This window comes from Effusibacillus sp. SKA8 (genome assembly GCF_058273125.1).
In genome coordinates, this window is record NZ_JBZCSF010000023.1 from 1 (window position 1) to 17,194 (window position 17,194).

At 53.3% G+C, this 17,194-nt stretch carries 14 protein-coding genes; 13 read left to right on the top strand and 1 reads right to left on the bottom strand.

Translation table 11 applies throughout. The features are described 5' to 3' along the window. The first annotated feature begins 168 nt into the window (after positions 1 to 168). The 7 genes from ccpN (at position 169) to AC4ED1_RS14260 (ending at position 9,958) form a co-directional block, all read left to right on the top strand. Positions 169 to 807, top strand: coding sequence for a transcriptional regulator CcpN (ccpN, locus tag AC4ED1_RS14230; RefSeq protein WP_490939764.1), 639 nt, complete (start codon positions 169 to 171; stop codon positions 805 to 807). 55 nt (positions 808 to 862) lie between these two features. Beyond that, on the top strand, positions 863 to 1,684 hold the full coding sequence (locus tag AC4ED1_RS14235) for a pyruvate, water dikinase regulatory protein (RefSeq protein WP_490939740.1): 822 nt from the start codon (positions 863 to 865) through the stop codon (positions 1,682 to 1,684). After that, on the top strand, positions 1,684 to 4,335 hold the full coding sequence (gene ppdK / locus AC4ED1_RS14240; RefSeq protein ID WP_490939742.1) for a pyruvate, phosphate dikinase: 2,652 nt from the start codon (positions 1,684 to 1,686) through the stop codon (positions 4,333 to 4,335). Before AC4ED1_RS14235 ends, ppdK begins: the two co-directional genes overlap by 1 nt. Positions 4,336 to 4,674: 339 nt before the next feature. Next, the gene (dnaG, locus tag AC4ED1_RS14245; protein WP_490939744.1) at positions 4,675 to 6,546 is read left to right on the top strand and encodes a DNA primase; all 1,872 of its coding nucleotides are present in this window, start codon (positions 4,675 to 4,677) and stop codon (positions 6,544 to 6,546) included. Beyond that, positions 6,518 to 7,660 (top strand): RNA polymerase sigma factor RpoD, encoded by a 1,143-nt coding sequence (gene rpoD, locus AC4ED1_RS14250; RefSeq protein WP_490939746.1) that lies wholly within the window; start codon positions 6,518 to 6,520, stop codon positions 7,658 to 7,660. The genes dnaG and rpoD overlap by 29 nt, the downstream gene beginning before the upstream one ends. A gap of 172 nt (positions 7,661 to 7,832) precedes the next feature. After that, positions 7,833 to 8,717, top strand: a complete 885-nt coding sequence (locus AC4ED1_RS14255) for a hypothetical protein (RefSeq protein WP_490939748.1) — start codon at positions 7,833 to 7,835, stop codon at positions 8,715 to 8,717. 98 nt (positions 8,718 to 8,815) lie between these two features. Next, positions 8,816 to 9,958, top strand: a complete 1,143-nt coding sequence (locus AC4ED1_RS14260) for an acyl-CoA dehydrogenase (RefSeq protein WP_490939750.1) — start codon at positions 8,816 to 8,818, stop codon at positions 9,956 to 9,958. Position 9,959: 1 nt separating this feature from the next. Here AC4ED1_RS14260 and AC4ED1_RS14265 read toward each other — a convergent pair whose 3' ends face one another. After that, positions 9,960 to 10,886, bottom strand: coding sequence for a LysR family transcriptional regulator (locus AC4ED1_RS14265; protein WP_490939766.1), 927 nt, complete (start codon positions 10,884 to 10,886; stop codon positions 9,960 to 9,962). A gap of 129 nt (positions 10,887 to 11,015) precedes the next feature. Between AC4ED1_RS14265 and AC4ED1_RS14270 the strand changes: the two genes are divergently transcribed. The 6 genes from AC4ED1_RS14270 (at position 11,016) to AC4ED1_RS14295 (ending at position 16,867) form a co-directional block, all read left to right on the top strand. Further along, entirely contained in the window at positions 11,016 to 12,107 is a 1,092-nt protein-coding gene (locus AC4ED1_RS14270) for a citrate/2-methylcitrate synthase (protein ID WP_490939752.1), read from the top strand. A gap of 226 nt (positions 12,108 to 12,333) precedes the next feature. Then, positions 12,334 to 13,998 carry an AMP-binding protein gene (locus tag AC4ED1_RS14275; protein ID WP_490939754.1) on the top strand — a complete coding sequence of 555 codons (1,665 nt, stop codon included), beginning with the start codon at positions 12,334 to 12,336 and terminating at the stop codon, positions 13,996 to 13,998. A gap of 77 nt (positions 13,999 to 14,075) precedes the next feature. Beyond that, a complete protein-coding gene (locus tag AC4ED1_RS14280) occupies positions 14,076 to 14,801 on the top strand; it encodes a tRNA (adenine(22)-N(1))-methyltransferase (protein WP_490939756.1) in 726 nt (241 codons plus the stop codon). Next, positions 14,777 to 15,895: a Nif3-like dinuclear metal center hexameric protein gene (locus AC4ED1_RS14285; protein ID WP_490939758.1), complete on the top strand. Its 1,119-nt coding sequence runs from the start codon at positions 14,777 to 14,779 to the stop codon at positions 15,893 to 15,895. The genes AC4ED1_RS14280 and AC4ED1_RS14285 overlap by 25 nt, the downstream gene beginning before the upstream one ends. A gap of 57 nt (positions 15,896 to 15,952) precedes the next feature. After that, positions 15,953 to 16,201 (top strand): hypothetical protein, encoded by a 249-nt coding sequence (locus AC4ED1_RS14290; protein WP_490939760.1) that lies wholly within the window; start codon positions 15,953 to 15,955, stop codon positions 16,199 to 16,201. 90 nt (positions 16,202 to 16,291) lie between these two features. Beyond that, on the top strand, positions 16,292 to 16,867 hold the full coding sequence (locus AC4ED1_RS14295; protein ID WP_490939762.1) for a C40 family peptidase: 576 nt from the start codon (positions 16,292 to 16,294) through the stop codon (positions 16,865 to 16,867). The last annotated feature ends 327 nt before the right edge of the window (positions 16,868 to 17,194 follow it).

Here is a 17,194-nt window from a genome sequence, read left to right on the forward strand (position 1 = left end):
ACCGCCCCCTCCTACTCGATTTCCGGTTTCCCGAAGGTCTTAACATTTTCTCGCGGTAACAGTCTAGCAGAAAATCCCATGTTGATATAGTATATACTATATAACTGCTTATTATTATATAGTATGTCATATTTTGCGATTCCATTTTCGCAAAGGTGGTGATTTGCCATCGAGCTCTCAAGAAGACAAGAACAGATTCTTGAAATCGTACGGACGGAAGGGCCGATCACCGGGGAGCAAATTGCGGAAAAGCTAAACCTGACCAGGGCAACCCTGCGACCGGACCTGGCGATTTTGACGATGGCGGGATTTCTGGAGGCACGTCCGCGAGTAGGATATTTTTATGCGGGCAAAAAACCGGGGGAGATCTTCGGCGAGCAACTCCGCAGCATGCTCGTCAGGGACCATAAAGCGGTCCCGGTGGTGATCGCTGAAACCGCTACGGTTTATGACGCGATCGTTATGATGTTTGTGGAAGATGTGGGGAATCTTTCCGTAGTTAAGGAACACGGCATACTGGTCGGTGTGATTTCACGGAAGGACTTGTTAAAAGTGGCGATCGGCAAGCAAGATACCCACTCGGTGCCCGTATCGCTGGTTATGACACGGATGCCGAACATTGTGACGGTTACCGCTGAGGATACAGTGTATGACGCGGCGAGAAAATTGGTGGACAATGCGATCGACTCTCTGCCTGTTGTGAAAGTGATCGACGCAGGACGGAAACTATATGAAGTCATCGGACGCTTTACGAAAACCACAGTGACGAAAATTTTCGTTGAACTTGGATCGAACCGGGAGATATAGTGATGCACAAGTTGCATGTCACCTTCACGGGTGTTCTATAGGGGGGCAAAACAGTTTGAAGGAACAGTTACCGATTGTCTATGTAGTTTCGGACTCTGTCGGAGAAACGGCCGAATTTGTGGTCCGGGCCGCCGCCAGCCAGTTTGACGGAGGGAGAGTCGAGATCCGGCGCGTTTCTTATGTGGACGATCCGGAGCCGATCAAAGAAGTGATACAGGCTGCCAAGGAAGTCAACGGGTTCGTCGCTTTTACGCTCGTGCTGCCTCATTTGCGGGAATTCATCATCGAAGAAGCAGCCCGTCAAAACGTGTATCTGGTGGATATTATGGGCCCGATGCTGCAGGCGTTCCAGAATGTGTTCGAAATGGAGCCCAAACGGCGTCCGGGCCTCCTGCACCAAATGGACGACGAGTATTTTCGCCGCGTGGAAGCGATTGAGTTTGCGGTCAAATACGACGACGGAAAGGATCCGCGCGGCCTTTTGCGGGCGGATCTGGTGTTGATCGGGGTATCCCGCACGTCGAAAACTCCGCTTTCCATGTACCTGGCACACAAAAGGCTGAAATGTGCCAACGTGCCGCTGGTTCCCGAAGTGGAACCGCCGGAAGAACTGTTTCAAATTTCGCCGAAAAAGGTGATCGGTCTCACCATTTCGCCGAACGAGCTCAACCTGATCCGGCAAGAGCGCCTTAAGTCGCTCGGCTTGAAAACGCAGGCGAACTACGCGAGTTTGGACCGGATTTTGCAGGAGTTGGAATATGCGGAAAAGCTGATGCGCAAAATCGGGTGCCCGGTGATTAACGTTTCCAACAAAGCGGTGGAAGAAACGGCAAGCATTGTGCTTGATATCGTAAAGCGTGAAGGAGGCAGAGGTTGATGGAGAAAAAGTTTGTGTATCTGTTTGACGAAGGCAATAAAGACATGAAAGACATCCTTGGCGGAAAAGGCGCGAATCTCGCCGAGATGACGCGTGCCGGATTGCCGGTGCCGCCGGGTTTCACCATTTCCACGGAAGCCTGCAGGGCTTTTTACCAGGCGGGCCAGGACATTACGTCGGATATTCGGAAGCAGATTGGCTCCGCCCTTGCCGAACTGGAAAAAAGGGTCGGGAAAAAACTCGGGGATTCCGCCAATCCGCTGTTGGTATCGGTGCGATCCGGGGCCGTTTTTTCCATGCCGGGCATGATGGACACGATTTTGAACTTGGGACTGAATGACGAAACGGTTCAGGGGCTTGCCGAATTGAGCGCCAATCCGCGCTTCGCGTACGATTGCTACCGCCGTTTCATTCAGATGTTCGGCAATGTGGTGCTGGGAGTCGAACACTATCATTTCGAACATATCCTTGATCACGTGAAAGAAACTAGAGGCGTCAAGCAGGATCCGGAACTGACCGCCGAAGACTGGCAAGAAGTGATCGCTCGCTATAAAGCGCTGGTGCGCAAAGAAACGAAAGCCGATTTTCCGCAGGATCCGCTGGTGCAATTGGATCGCGCCATCCGTGCGGTGTTCCTGTCCTGGAACAACCAACGCGCGATCGTTTACCGCCGGATCAACAAAATCCCCAATGACCTCGGGACGGCGGTCAACGTCCAACTGATGGTGTTCGGAAACCTCGGCGAAGATTCGGGTACGGGGGTCGCTTTTACACGGAACCCTTCCACCGGAGAAAAAGAACTCTATGGCGAATTCCTGATCAACGCGCAAGGGGAAGATGTGGTGGCGGGAATTCGCACTCCGCAGCCGATCGCCGCGCTGCGTGACGTGATGCCGGAGATTTACAGGCAATTCAAAGAGATCTCCGCCCGGTTGGAAACGCACTACAAAGACATGCAGGATATCGAGTTTACCGTGGAACGCGGCAAGCTTTACATGCTGCAGACGAGAAACGCGAAACGGACGGCGCATGCGGCCGTTAAAGTCGCCGTCGATCTGGTGGAAGAAGGTCTGATTACGAAGGAAGAAGCGATTCTCCGGGTCGATCCGGACGGATTGAACCAACTGCTGCATCGCCGGATCGATCCCGACGCGAAAACGACTGCCATCGCGAAAGGGTTGCCCGCTTCTCCCGGAGCGGCTTCCGGTCTCGTTGTGTTTGAGGCGGATGTCGCCGACAAGTTGGGACACGAAGGAAAAAAGGTTATCCTTGTTCGGCCGGAAACCACTCCCGAAGATATTCACGGGATGGTGGCAGCGCAAGGGATCGTCACCTCACGGGGCGGCATGACTTCGCACGCTGCGGTGGTGGCACGGGGCATGGGAAAACCGTGCATCTGCGGCTGTGAATCGGTAAAGATCGATCTGCGTGCGAAACAGTTCACGGTTGACGGCTACGTGATCCGCGAGGGGGACTGGATCTCGATCGACGGCAGCACCGGAAGGGTTTTGCTTGGCGAAGTTCCGTTGATCGACCCGGTGTTGTCTCGGGAATTCAAGCAGTTGCTGGATTGGGCGGACGAAATTCGCGCAATCGGCGTCCGCGCCAACGCGGATACCCCCGAGGATGCCGCGAAAGCCTGCGAATTCGGAGCGGAAGGGATCGGGCTTTGCCGGACGGAGCATATGTTTATGGCGCTTGACCGGGTACCGATTGTTCAGGAAATGATTATGGCGGAAACGGAAGAGGAGCGTCAAGCGGCGCTTGATAAGCTTTTGCCGATGCAGCAGTCCGATTTTGAAGGAATTCTCGCCGCGATGGAAGGGCGGCCGGTCACCATCCGGCTGCTTGATCCGCCGTTGCACGAGTTCCTGCCCAACATTGAGGAGCTTTTGGTTGAAGTCACCAAGCTTCGTATGCAGGAAAACAGCGATCCCGCGCTGATCCGTGAGAAAGAAAATCTTCTCCGCAAAGTGCGAACCCTGCAGGAATTCAATCCGATGCTGGGGCACCGGGGCTGCCGTCTGGGCATGACCTATCCGGAAATCTACGCGATGCAGGTGACCGCCATCTTCCGTGCGGCCGCCAAACTGCGGGAAAAAGGGCTCGATGTGCGCCCCGAAGTTATGATTCCGCTGGTCGGCCATGTGAACGAATTGCGGATTATGCGCGAACTGGTGGTGCAACAAGCAAACGAAGTCATGGAAGAAACCGGTCAAAAATTTGAATACACCATCGGCACGATGATCGAGGTGCCGCGTGCCGCGCTGACCGCGGATGAAATTGCGACGGAAGCGGACTTCTTCTCGTTTGGCACCAACGACCTGACGCAGACCACCTTCGGATTCTCCCGTGACGACGCGGAAGGCAAGTTCCTTCATCAATATGTGCAGCACAAGGTGTTGCCGGACAATCCGTTTGCGGTGCTTGACCAAAACGGCGTCGGCAAACTGATCCAAATGGCGGAAAAACTCGGCCGGAGCGTCAGACCGGACCTCAAGCTGGGGATTTGCGGCGAGCACGGCGGTGAAAAGAGTTCGATCGAATTCTGCTATAAAACCGGATTGAATTATGTATCCTGTTCCCCGTTCCGCGTGCCGGTGGCAAGGCTGGCCGCCGCTCAGGCCACCATTAAAAATCCGAGGCGGTAACAATGAGGCAACCGCGCACCGACAGGCATCGCCCCGCTTTTTTGCAAGCGGGGCAAAATGATTTGGTTGCGGCATATTTGGAAACAAACGGGTCTATACTAGAGGAACCCGGTGTGATCCGGGAAAACTGGCGTGTCGTTTTTTGTAAAATGAATCGCAAACCAAAGGAGGAAATTGTCGGTACTTGTAGAATACATAGATTCAGTCGGACCAAAATCATGTGCAAACAAAAATTTAAAATGCATGAAGGAGTTACTGCCGTATTGGCGAATATCACGTATTGGCAAATATCAAAATGTATTGCGGAGCCGGCCTCCGGATCCGGAAAGGTGATGTAGGATGAAGCGCATCCCGGAAGACGTGATTGAGCAAATCCGCCGGCATTTTGATATTGTCGACTTGATTTCCGAATATGTACCGTTAAAACGATCGGGGCGTTCTTTTGTGGGACTGTGTCCGTTTCACTCGGAAAAAACCCCGTCGTTTTCTGTGTCTCAGACGAAGCAACTGTACCATTGCTTCGGTTGTGGAGCAGGTGGCAATTCGATAACGTTCATCATGCAGATCGAAAATTTGTCCTTCGTGGAGGCTGTTGAACATCTGGCAAAACGGGCAGGCATCGTCTTGCCGGAGTTTCAGGGACCGGATGAGCATTCTTCCGAGGCAATTCGCCGGAAAGAGCTGTTGCGCTCCCATGACCTTGCCGCCAAATACTATCATTATATCCTGATGAATACCGATGTGGGCATGCCGGCCTTGAAGTATCTCCAAAAGCGCGGATTGACGCTGACCACGATCGAAGAGTTCCAACTCGGTTACGCACCCGATCGCTGGGACGTTCTGAAGACGTTTCTGAAAAAACGCGGTTTTGAAGAAGAGTTTCTTGAACAGGCGGGTCTGCTTTCGGCAAGCGCGAATCAGCCGGCCCGCTATTTTGACCGTTTCCGGGGGCGCGTGATGTTCCCGATCCATGACGGTCAAGGGCGCGTGATTGGTTTTGGCGGCCGCGTTTTGGGGGAAGGGGAGCCCAAGTACCTCAATTCGCCTGAAACGGAACTTTTCCAAAAAGGCCGTCATTTGTTCAATCTGCACCGGGCAAGGCAGGGGATTCGGCAGAGCGGCAGGGCGATTTTGCTGGAAGGGTACATGGATGTCATCATGGCGTATCAGCATGGCGTAAGGAACGTTGTGGCCGCTCTCGGGACGGCATTGACCGCGGAACAGGCAAAAATTTTAAAGCGCAACGCCGATGAGATTCTCATGATGTACGACGGCGACAGAGCCGGTCAGAATGCAGCCGTCCGCAGCGCGGAAGTCATTTCGGAAGTCGGAGGAATTCCGCGGGTAGCGATACTTCCCAACGGGTTCGACCCTGACGAATTCCTTCAAAAATACGGCGCTGGTGCGTTCGAGCGGATTGTGAACGAAGCCTCCGTTTCATCGACCGCATTCAAGCTCCAGATGCTCCGAAACAACAGCCAACTGTCTTCCCGGGAAGGCAAGCTCGCGTTTTTGTCCGAAGCGGTCAAAATCATAGCCGAAGTGAAAAGCCCGGTTGAGCGAGAGACGTATTTGCGCGAACTGGCTGGGGAATTTAACTTATCCCTCGAATCCTTGGTGCATGAGATGCAGCTGGTTGCGTCAGAACAAAAAACCGGGGATAAACCTGGCAGTAAGTGGAATACTAATATAAATGATGGCGAGCGAATGTTCAGGAAAACGCGCAACCCGCTTCCCGCTCATATTCAAGCGGAGAGAAAGCTCTTATCTTATATGTTAATCGATCCGGGGGTAGCAAGACAAGTCAAACAAACGATTGCAAATGAATTTTCGGTGGAAGAGCATGCCGCGCTGGCCGTATTCCTCTATCGGTATTACGAAACTCATGACGAGGCAAATCCCGCACATTTTATCTCTCTGCTCGATGACGACCGGCTGACTCGTCTCGCTTCGGAACTGGTCCTGCAAGCGGAAACGATCGACAACCGGCCGGAACTCGCCGGGGAGTACATTCTTCGGATCCAAAAACACGGTGTGGAAAAACGCCTGCAACGGATCCCGCAAGAGATGGAAGAAGCGGTCAAGCGGGGGGACCTCGAAAAGTTCCAAGCTTTAAAGCAGGAACAAATCGAGTTGTTGAAAAAACATAACAAGACACTCTATGGGGAAGGAGGGGGTCGGGATGGTGAAGAAACCTGTGAAAAACGCTGAAACAACAGAACTGACCATCGATCAAGCTAAAGACCAATTGCTTGAAACGGGCAAAAAACGCGGATATCTGACATATAAAGAGATTATGGACAAACTGTCTGCGTTTGAGCAAGACTCGGACCAGATCGACGAGTTTTTCGAGTTGTTGGCCGAGCGCGGGATCGAAGTAAGCAACGAATCGGACGACGAAGATGAGGACGACGCACTGGTTCTTGACGATAACGGGCTCACCGCCGACGCTGAAGAAGAATTTGGTTTGGGAGATTTGACCGTTCCGCCCGGAATTAAGATTAACGACCCGGTGCGCATGTACCTGAAAGAGATCGGCCGGGTGCCGCTTTTGTCGGCCGATGAGGAGATTGAGCTGGCAAAACGCATTGAAAAAGGGGATGAAGAAGCGAAACGCCGGTTGGCGGAAGCAAACCTTCGCCTCGTGGTCAGCATCGCCAAGCGTTACGTCGGCAGAGGCATGTTATTCCTCGATTTGATTCAAGAGGGCAACATGGGTCTCATCAAAGCGGTCGAAAAATTTGACTATCGCAAGGGCTACAAATTCAGCACCTATGCGACGTGGTGGATTCGTCAGGCGATCACCCGGGCGATCGCCGATCAGGCACGCACGATTCGGATCCCGGTTCATATGGTGGAAACGATCAACAAATTGATCCGTATCTCCCGGCAACTGCTGCAGGAGCTGGGACGCGAACCAACTCCGGAAGAGATTGCGGTGGAGATGGAGATGAGCCCGGAAAAAGTCCGTGAAATCATGAAGATTGCACAAGAGCCTGTATCCCTTGAAACTCCGATCGGTGAAGAAGACGATTCCCACCTTGGAGACTTTATCGAGGACCAAGACGCATTGGCGCCGGCGGATGCCGCCGCTTACGAACTCTTGAAAGAACAGCTGGAAGATGTCCTTGATACCCTTACGGAACGCGAGGAAAATGTGCTGCGACTTCGGTTCGGGCTCGACGACGGACGTACCCGCACCCTGGAAGAAGTGGGCAAGGTGTTTGGCGTGACCCGGGAGCGGATTCGCCAAATTGAGGCGAAAGCGCTGCGCAAGCTCCGTCACCCGAGCCGCAGCAAACGTCTGAAAGATTTTCTCGAATAAAATTTGCTGAAAAGCGATTTTGCCGAAAACGATGTGCGCTTGCACCCGCCCGGACATGGCGGGTGTTTTTCTGCCCGGCGCATGTCTGGTACCGGTACAGGAGAAGGGGCGTGCCCGTCGAATTAAGATACATGACACCCGAAACAAAAATGACGAAGAGGTACGGACGCACATGAAGAAATCGAGCAAACAAATCATTCTGAAAGAAATCAAATCCTGGCGCACCAACCGACTACTTCCGGCAGAATATTGCGATTTTTTGGCCAACCTTTACGCGGAAGGCGACGCGTTCCGTTCGGACGAAAGGGGAACGGAAAAGCGCCGGATCTGGTGGAAGTTTTCCATCCCGCCGATTCCCTGGAAGCGCCTGCTGGTTTCGCTGTTGGCTTCCGCTTTGCTGCTCGTGTTTGTACTTCATTTTACATCGTTTCCCAATTGGATGCAAATTGGAATCCTGCTGTTATGTACGATTGTGTTTTACGGACTGGCTTTTTTTGTGCGGATGCCGGTGAGTTTGTTGCGTGTCGTGTTTCTTGTGGCGGCGTGTCTTCTGGTCGCAGTCGCCGGCGTTTATTCGGTACGGATTCTGGGATTGGGCGATTCGCTCGCATGGTCGCTGGGAGTGCTGCTGCTGGTGCTTTTGGTCTGGATTCTTTCGGGTGTGGCCGGAGAGTCGAGAATCATCGTTGCTGCTGCCTGGCTGGGAATCGGGCTTTTGTACGAAGCGGGTCTTCGTTACATTCGCGGCGTCGAGTGGGACCATTACGGAGTGAACACGTTGTACTGGTTGATTTTTGCCGCTGTTTCGGTTGCGTTGGGGATGTTTTTGGGAAGGGCCAAGCTGTTTGTTGCCCCCGTATGGGCGGTCAGCGGGGTCTTTGCTCTGCTGGTCCCCGACTTTCTGTACCTGATTTCGGGAGCAAAACCGAACTTTCTTGTGGACGCGACCGCATTTTTAAAAATGTCGCTCATCGTGACGTGGATTATCGTCTTTCGTGAAGGAATCCAAAAATGGCTCGACAGTTTCGTGGAGACCAAATATAATAGAATTGAGTAGAAATTTCTTCTTTTTCTTTTTTGAATTCTATCTAACGTACGGTCGTTTGGGAACAAACCGAGCGAGCGTTCGGTCAGGATTGGGGAGGAGAGAACGGGATGAATTTCGATTTAACCAGAGAACAACAGATGATGCGGGATATGGTAAGGGATTTCGCGATGAACGAGATCGCGCCGAAAGCGGCGGAGGTGGACCGCACCGGGGAATTTCCGCTCGAAACGTTTAAAAAAATGGGGCGACTGGGCCTGCTGGGAATCCCGTTTCCGGAACGGTATGGCGGGGTTGGCGGAGACACGATTTCCTACGCCTTGGCCGTTGAGGAAGTGGGACGCGCCTGCGGCGGAACGGGGTTAAGTTACGCTGCCGCCGTTTCTTTGGGTGCAAGTCCGATTTATTATTTCGGCACTGAAGAGCAGAGACAAAAATATCTGGTTCCGCTGGCTTCCGGCCAGGCGTTGGGGGCGTTCGGATTGACCGAGCCGAATGCCGGTTCCGACGCGGGCGGAACGCAAACCCGAGCAGTTCTTGACGGGGACGAGTACGTGATAAACGGTTCGAAATGCTTCATCACCAACGCGAGTTATGCGAAAACGGTCATTGTGACCGCCGTAACGGGCAAGACCGAAACAGGAAAAAACATTGTATCGGCCATTATTGTTCCGACCGACACACCGGGTTTTCGGGTCAGCAAAGAATACGAAAAACTCGGGCTGCGCGGCTCCAACACGGCCGAGTTGATTCTGGAAGACGTGCGGGTTCCGAAGGAAAACTTGCTTGGCGATCCGCAGAAAGGCTTTAAACAGTTCCTTTACACTCTCGACGGCGGCCGGATCTCCATCGGAGCCCTGTCGGTAGGGATCGCACAGGCGGCTTTGGACGCTTCCCTGCGGTATGCGAAAGAACGCGTCCAGTTCGGGCAATCAATTTCCAAGTTCCAGGCGATTCAATTCAAATTGGCCGATATGGCGATGCATATTGAGTTGGCCCGCAATATGGTGCTTAAGGCCGCCTGGTTGAAGGACAACAACCGGCCTTTTACGAAAGAGGCGGCGATGGCGAAATTGTTTGCGTCCGAAATCTGCATGCGGGCGTGTGACCAGGCGATTCAGATCCACGGCGGCTACGGATACATGAAAGAGTACCCGGTGGAACGCTATTTGCGCGATGCCAAGCTGATGGAGATTGGAGAAGGAACGTCGGAAATCCAGCGCATTGTGATTGCCCGGCAGTTGGGCTGCTGACTTATTTTCCGTCCGCCGAAAGGTTTTTTACCCTTTGTCTCAGCATGTTCAAGAAATCCCGCGCAGCCTGCGGGATTTCTTTGTCTCTGGGCGTGATTATATACGTTCCCGCATCGGGTAGCCGCAAGTCGGGCGTTTCCACAATGGTCAGCACGCCTGACGCCACTTCCTCCCGCACGGAGGAGAGCGGCAAAAACGAGACGCCGACCCCTTTTTCAATCAACCTCTTCGTGACATGAACCTGACTGACCGGCATCGGCCGCATCGGGGCCCGCAGGTCGTGCAACTGAAACAGGATGTCGTCCCAATACTCGGGGTGATTTTTCGTCAGTAAGGGATGCGTCAAAAGCAACTCCCGATAATCTGTCCGGCTCGGGTCGACGGTTCCCGGTGCGATGAACGCGACCGGATCCAACTGCAGGAGTTCCGTGATCGTGTCGGGGTGCGTCGACGGCGAACGGGAGAGTCCGACATGGGAGCGGCCCGCTGCGATTCCGTTGCCGACTGACGGCGACAGAGTGGTGTAGATGCGGATTTCCACATTCGGATAGGTCGTTGTGTATTCTTTCCAGATCATCGGCAGCGTGAACGCGGCACAAAGCGGCGACAACAAGAGGTCGAGCCGGTCGTCGTAGCCCATTTTCCAGCGGGCAAGATCTGACAACGCTTCGTCATGAGCCTCCAAAATGCGGTCGGCATGGATCCGGAACCTTTCGCCCGTTGCGGTCAATTTCACCCGTTTGCCGACGCGTTCAAACAGGGGATACCCGATAAGTTCTTCCAGCTGCCGGATGTGCACCGTCACGGTGGGCTGCGCCAAAAAAAGCCTTTCCGCCGCCCGGCGAAAGTTCAGCTCTTTCGCCACCACCACAAATGTGCGTAACAGTTTCAGGTCGATAAGAACCCCCTCCTTCTGGTGATTGATTATTTACTATAATCGATTCCTCTATAAACCTCTATTTTTCCTGCAGAATTTGTGACGATATAATGAAAATAAGTCAAATCGATTTGATCGTGAACATCTATTGCAAAATTGTCAAGGGGTGAAATTTAGATTATGATCACCGCCATAGGATTGGAGAACATTGTTGTCGCCGAAACGGATCTTAGCCTTGTGGACGGACAGAAAGGGCATCTTGTGTATCGCGGCCACTGGGCACGCGATCTGGCGATCAGGAACACTTTCGAAGAAGTCGCTCATCTGCTGTGGTACGGTCATCTGCCGGCTCCGGACGAACTCTCCGCGTTGCAAGACAAGCTGGCCGGCGAGCGGGAACTGCCTTCCCATGTCAAACAAATTATCGATTCGATTCCGGAAAATGTGGATCTGATGAGTGTCCTTCGCACCGCCGTCTCGGCGTCGGGACAACCCTGCCACGATTGGCCGCCGACGATGGAACAGGTGATTTCCCTGACCGCCAAAATGCCAACCATCGTCGCTTACCGGTACAACCGCTTACAAGGCAAAGAAATGTTGGCGCCGCGCCGGGATTTGGGACACACGGCGAATTATCTGTACATGTTAAAGGGCGAGGAAGCGTCGCCCGCCCAAGTGAGGGCGCTGGATGCCTATCTGATCTTGACGCAGGAGCACGGTCTGAACGCTTCCACATTCGCCGGACGGGTCGTCGCCTCGACAAGGTCGGATTTGATCTCGGCGGTAACGGCTGCGATCGGGGCGCTGAAAGGGCCGTTGCATGGCGGGGCTCCCTCTGAAGTGACCGAGATGTTGGAAGCGATCGGGACAAAGGAAAACGCGGAGCCTTGGCTGCGGGCGGCGTTGGAAAAAGGGGAGCGCCTGATGGGATTTGGCCATCGCGTCTACAAAACGATGGACCCGCGGGCGGTCGCTCTGAGCAAAGTTGCGGCAAGCCTTGCGCAAGACGATCCCTGGTTCGATTTGGCGACGCATGTGGAACGGGTGGCACTCCGCCTGCTGGAAGAATACAAACCGGGACGCGGTTTGAACACCAACGTCGAATTCTATGCCGCAGCCGTCATGCGTTCGATCGGCATGGAAGCCGAATTGTTCACCCCGACTTTCGCGGTAAGCCGGACGGTCGGTTGGTGCGCCCACATTTTGGAGGCCGCCAATAACCGTCTGATCCGCCCGCAATCCGTATACACCGGCAAAATGCCCGAGGAATAAAACCGTTTGCGGTTTGAACCGACAGATCTGTATTCATGTTGAAACTTCCACTTCCCCCTTCCGAAGCGCAGTTTGCCGGCGGTTCCCCCGCGGCTTCGATGTGCCGCAAGGGGGATTTTTTGTGAAACAAATTTTTTATGAGACAAAGAGGAATATCTGCCGGCTCCCTCGAATCAATATTTTAATGAAAGTTTAGAACATTCTTAATGCGGAGGGGGTTCCCCGTATGGCAGAAGCGTTGAACGTTACTGTGGGTGAATTGCTTGCGCAAGTTGCGTCGGCTCGCCCGGACCACGAAGCGGTTGTATACCCGGACCGGGGTCTGCGGTATACATACAGGGAGTTTGACGACCTGTGCAGGCAAGTCGCAAAAGGATTAACGAAACTCGGAATTGAAAAAGGCGAACACATTGCGATCTGGGCGACCAACCATCCCGAATGGGTGACAGCCCAGTTCGCCACCGGCAAGATGGGTGCCGTACTGGTCACCGTCAATACCAATTACCGTACGTCCGAACTGGAGTATCTGCTCAAGCAGTCCGACTCCACAACCCTGATTTTGATGGAGTCCTACCGCGGCGCTTCCTATATCGACATGCTCTATGAAGTGGTGCCGGAATTGAAAACCGCGGAACCCGGCAAGCTGCAATCGGACAAACTCCCTTATTTGAAAAACGTAATCATCCTCGGAGAAACCCGTTATCCGGGCATGTTCCTCTGGTCGGACATCGTAAAAATGGGGGACGACGTAACCGACGAAGAACTCGATCAACGAATGGCGTCGCTTGACCCTGACGATGTGATCAACATGCAGTACACTTCCGGAACAACCGGTTTTCCGAAAGGGGTTATGCTGACGCATAACAATATCGTCAATAACGCGGCCAATATCGCCGAGTGCATGAATTTGACCCATGCCGATCGCATGTGCATCCCGGTGCCGTTTTTCCATTGCTTCGGTTGCGTTCTCGGAACACTGACCTGTGTGGCGGTAGGTGCCACGATGGTGCCGATCCCGGAGTTCGACCCTGTCAAAGTGCTGCAAGCCGTGCAAGACGAGAAATGCACCGCTTTGCACGGGGTTCCCACGATGTTTATCGCGGAGTTAAACCACCCCGATTTTGATAAGTTTGATCTTTCTTCTTTGCGGACGGGCATTATGGCCGGCTCACCCTGCCCGATCGAAGTGATGAAAGCGGTTGTGGAGAAAATGGGTGCACGGGAGATCACGATCGCTTACGGACAAACGGAATCTTCACCGGTTATCACGCAGACCCGGACTGATGACCCGATTGAACTGCGGGTGACAACGGTCGGCCGGGCGTTGCCGAACGTGGAAGTCAAGATTGTGGACCCGGGCACCAACCGCGAAGTGCCCCGCGGCGTTCAGGGGGAGCTTTGTACGCGCGGGTATCATGTCATGAAGGGATATTACAAGAATCCGGAAGCCACAGCGAAGGTGATCGACGAGGACGGATGGCTGCATACCGGCGATCTTGCGACAATGGACGAGAACGGATATTGCAACATTACGGGCCGCCTGAAGGACATGATCATCCGCGGCGGGGAAAATGTGTATCCGCGTGAGATCGAGGAATTTTTGTACACGCATCCGAAAATTCTGGATGTGCAGGTGGTGGGTGTCCCCGACGAGAAAATGGGGGAAGAAGTCATGGCGTGGATCCGCCTGAAGGAAGGGGAAACGGCCACGGCGGAAGAAATCCGGGAATATTGTCTCGGCAAAATCGCCCGCTACAAAGTGCCTCGGTACATTGAGTTCTGCACCGAATATCCGATGACCGCATCGGGTAAAATCCAAAAGTACAAACTGCGGGAACAGGCGATCGATCTTTTGAACCTGCATCAAGCGGATTCAATTGAGACTGCGTAACCCCGCTAGGGCCACACATCGCTTGGGCGTGTCCTGACAGGGACACGTCTTTTGCGTTTGGGGGAAAACCGGATATAATGGATTCGGTGATCCCATTGAAACTTTCAAAACGACTGCGGCGGGTTGCGGATTTGATTCCCCCGGGAGCCAGGATGGCGGATATCGGGAGCGACCACGCCTATCTGCCCGCTTTTTTGGTGGAACAGGGCCGGATTGAACGGGCAGTGGCCGGTGAATTGAACCAGGGCCCGTTTGAAACTGCAAAGAGAACCGTGGAGGAAGCGGGTTATTCCGATCGGATCGAGGTCCGCAAAGGAAACGGTCTCGCAGTGTTGCGGACCGGGGAAGCGGATGTCATCGCGATTTGCGGCATGGGCGGCGGCACCATTGTCGACATCCTGTCGGCAGGCCGCGACAAATTGGCGGGAGTCCGCTGCCTCGTGCTGCAGCCGATGGTCGACAGCGATTCTTTGCGAAAATGGCTGCATGAGCACGGATGGCGAATCGTTACGGAAGAACTGGTTGAGGATGAGGGGATTTTGTATGAAATTCTGAAGGCCGAACCCGGGCGGGAACATTACGGCGATGCTCTGTGGTATGAAGTCGGAAATATGGAATTGCTGTGCCGGCATCCCTTGTTTCCGCAGAAAATGGAAGCTTTGATTGCGAAAATCGACCGCGTTTTGCAAAATTTGCGGAAAGCGCAAGGGGAAGCGGCGCTCGGCAAACGGGAAGCGCTTTTGCGGAAGAAAAAGCGGCTGGAGGAGGTGCTTCGGGAATGCAGCCGTCAATCAAAGACGTGATTCGGATTCTGGAAGAGTGGGTGTCGCCGAATCTGGCGATGCAGGGCGACAAAATCGGCCTGCAAATCGGAAATCCCGCACAACCTGTCGACAAGATCCTTGTGACTCTGGACGTCACGGAGGAGGTCGTGGAAGAAGCCATCGAAACCGGAGCGCAGTTGATCGTGTCGCACCATGCCGTTATTTATTCGCCCATTCAGAAATTGCGCACGGATTCCTATTATGGCCGGACAATCGCGAAGTTGCTCGCGTATGATCTCTCCGTCTACACGGCTCATACAAACCTCGATATTGCGGAAGGCGGAATCAATGACGTGCTGGCGCGGCTTTTCGGATTGCGGAATGTGGAAATTTTGGACAGGCTGCAGAACCAGCGGTTGAAAAAATTGGTTGTGTTTGTGCCGAAAGACCATCACGATGCCGTGTTGCAAGCGGTTTGCGCCGCGGGAGCCGGCTGGATCGGCAATTACAGCCATTGCACTTTTAACACGGCTGGAACCGGTACGTTTATGCCGTGGGAAGGCGCGAATCCGTTCATCGGTGAAACCGGGAAGCTGGAACGGGTGGAAGAAGTCAGGCTGGAAACGGTTGTTCCCGATATTCTGCAAGAACAAGTGATCCGGGCCATGCTTGCCGCGCACCCGTATGAAGAGGTGGCCTACGATCTCTATCCGCTTGAAATTATGGGAAAGCCCTTCGGAATTGGCCGCGTGGGTGGTTTGGACGAAGCGTGCCGTCTGGACGAGTTCGCCGTGCAGGTGAAAACGAAGCTGGGCGTGCCGGGCGTCCGAATCGTCGGAAACCGCGACCGGCTCGTCAAAAAAGTCGCCGTGCTGGGCGGCTCCGGTGCGCAGTGGATCGATGCGGCGCTGGCTGCGGGCGCGGACGTTCTAGTCACAGCCGATTTGAAATACCATGACGCGCAGGACGCTTTATACAAAGGCCTGGCGTTGGTTGACCCGGGGCATAACGGGATGGAACGGATTGTTGTGCCTGTGGTGGCCGAATTTTTAAATGCCCGGTTCAGAGAACTGAATTATTCGGTCCGGGCGATCGTTTCCGCTGTGCAAACGGAACCGTTCGACTTTTTATAGCCGGGACATTCTGTTTTGAGGCACGCCTTCATAGGATGCTATGGGGGTGTTTTTTGCATGCTTGAATGGATCGTTGTCGCTGTTTGCCTGCTAACGATCGTTTTGAGCGGGACCTATTTGTATTATTTGGCGCACCTAATGCTCACCATTACGAAATGTCCGGATTGCGGCAGGATCATGCAGAAGGTTTTGTATATGGAGCGGGACGATCCGAAGGATGCGCAGATCGTTTACGAATGTCAGTTCTGCCAGTCGAAGCGAATTCGACCGCTTTACAGGGGAAAAAAGTTTACCATGTATCCTTGAGCAAAAACTCCCTCTTATACGTGATACGGTTACGGGGAAATCTGAAGTCAAACAGACAAAACCGAATATGTGGAGATGGGGGGCTCACCAGTGAAACGGCCTTGGCAGCTCTTGACGATGGCACCGCTCCTGTTCGTTATTGTCGGAACTACCCCTGTTTACGCAAAGTATTCGGAACGTTCAACAATTCTCCCGACTTCTTCCGCCGGTTGGCAAGAACAAATGCTTGTCAGTGCGATCCAGGGTGGAGTGATCCTGGTCAAGGACAAACGGGTTTTTCAGGACAAATTGGTGCGGGCGGCAGAACAATATGTTTCGCATTCCTCCCTTGCTCCGATGAATTTTCATGAACCTCACGTTTTTTATTGCTCCGGTTTTGTGCAACAGTTCTATCGCCAAAATGGAATTTGGATTCCGGCTCATTCTGTGGCTCAGCAGGCGAAGTTTGGCGAACGCATCGCGGAGATCGACCGCCTCGAACCGGGAGATCTTGTGTTTTTCGGGAGTTCACCGTTGAACAAAGTACCGGCGCATGTTGCGATAGCGCTCGATAAGGGAAAACTGTTGCATGCCTCCGGCAGCTTTCACCGTGTCTCAACTTTGGAATTGAACGATGAACTCCGCCGACATTTTATGTTTGCGAATCGTTTGGTTTCATCCGTATGATTTGCATCAAGTCGATACCATATGCATCCGAATATACATCCGTTTGCCTTGCCAAAGGACGCTTATCAAAGCAAAGGCAAGGCTTTTTTCGTGTGACGGACAATTCATTCGCCAGAGAAAACAAGCAGGAATGAAAATTCATGTGTTCCTTTGCCGATTGGATGAGTTTTGTTAGGTTTTGTCCGCAAACCCGGTTTGAAACAATCCGAAATCGATGTTAAGATAAGTCATGTCGCTGATGACGGTAATGTTGAGGACGCAATTTGGCGAAAAATAACGCTTGAGTTTGATTCGTTTTTTTGTTATCATTGCTTTTGTCATTTGAAG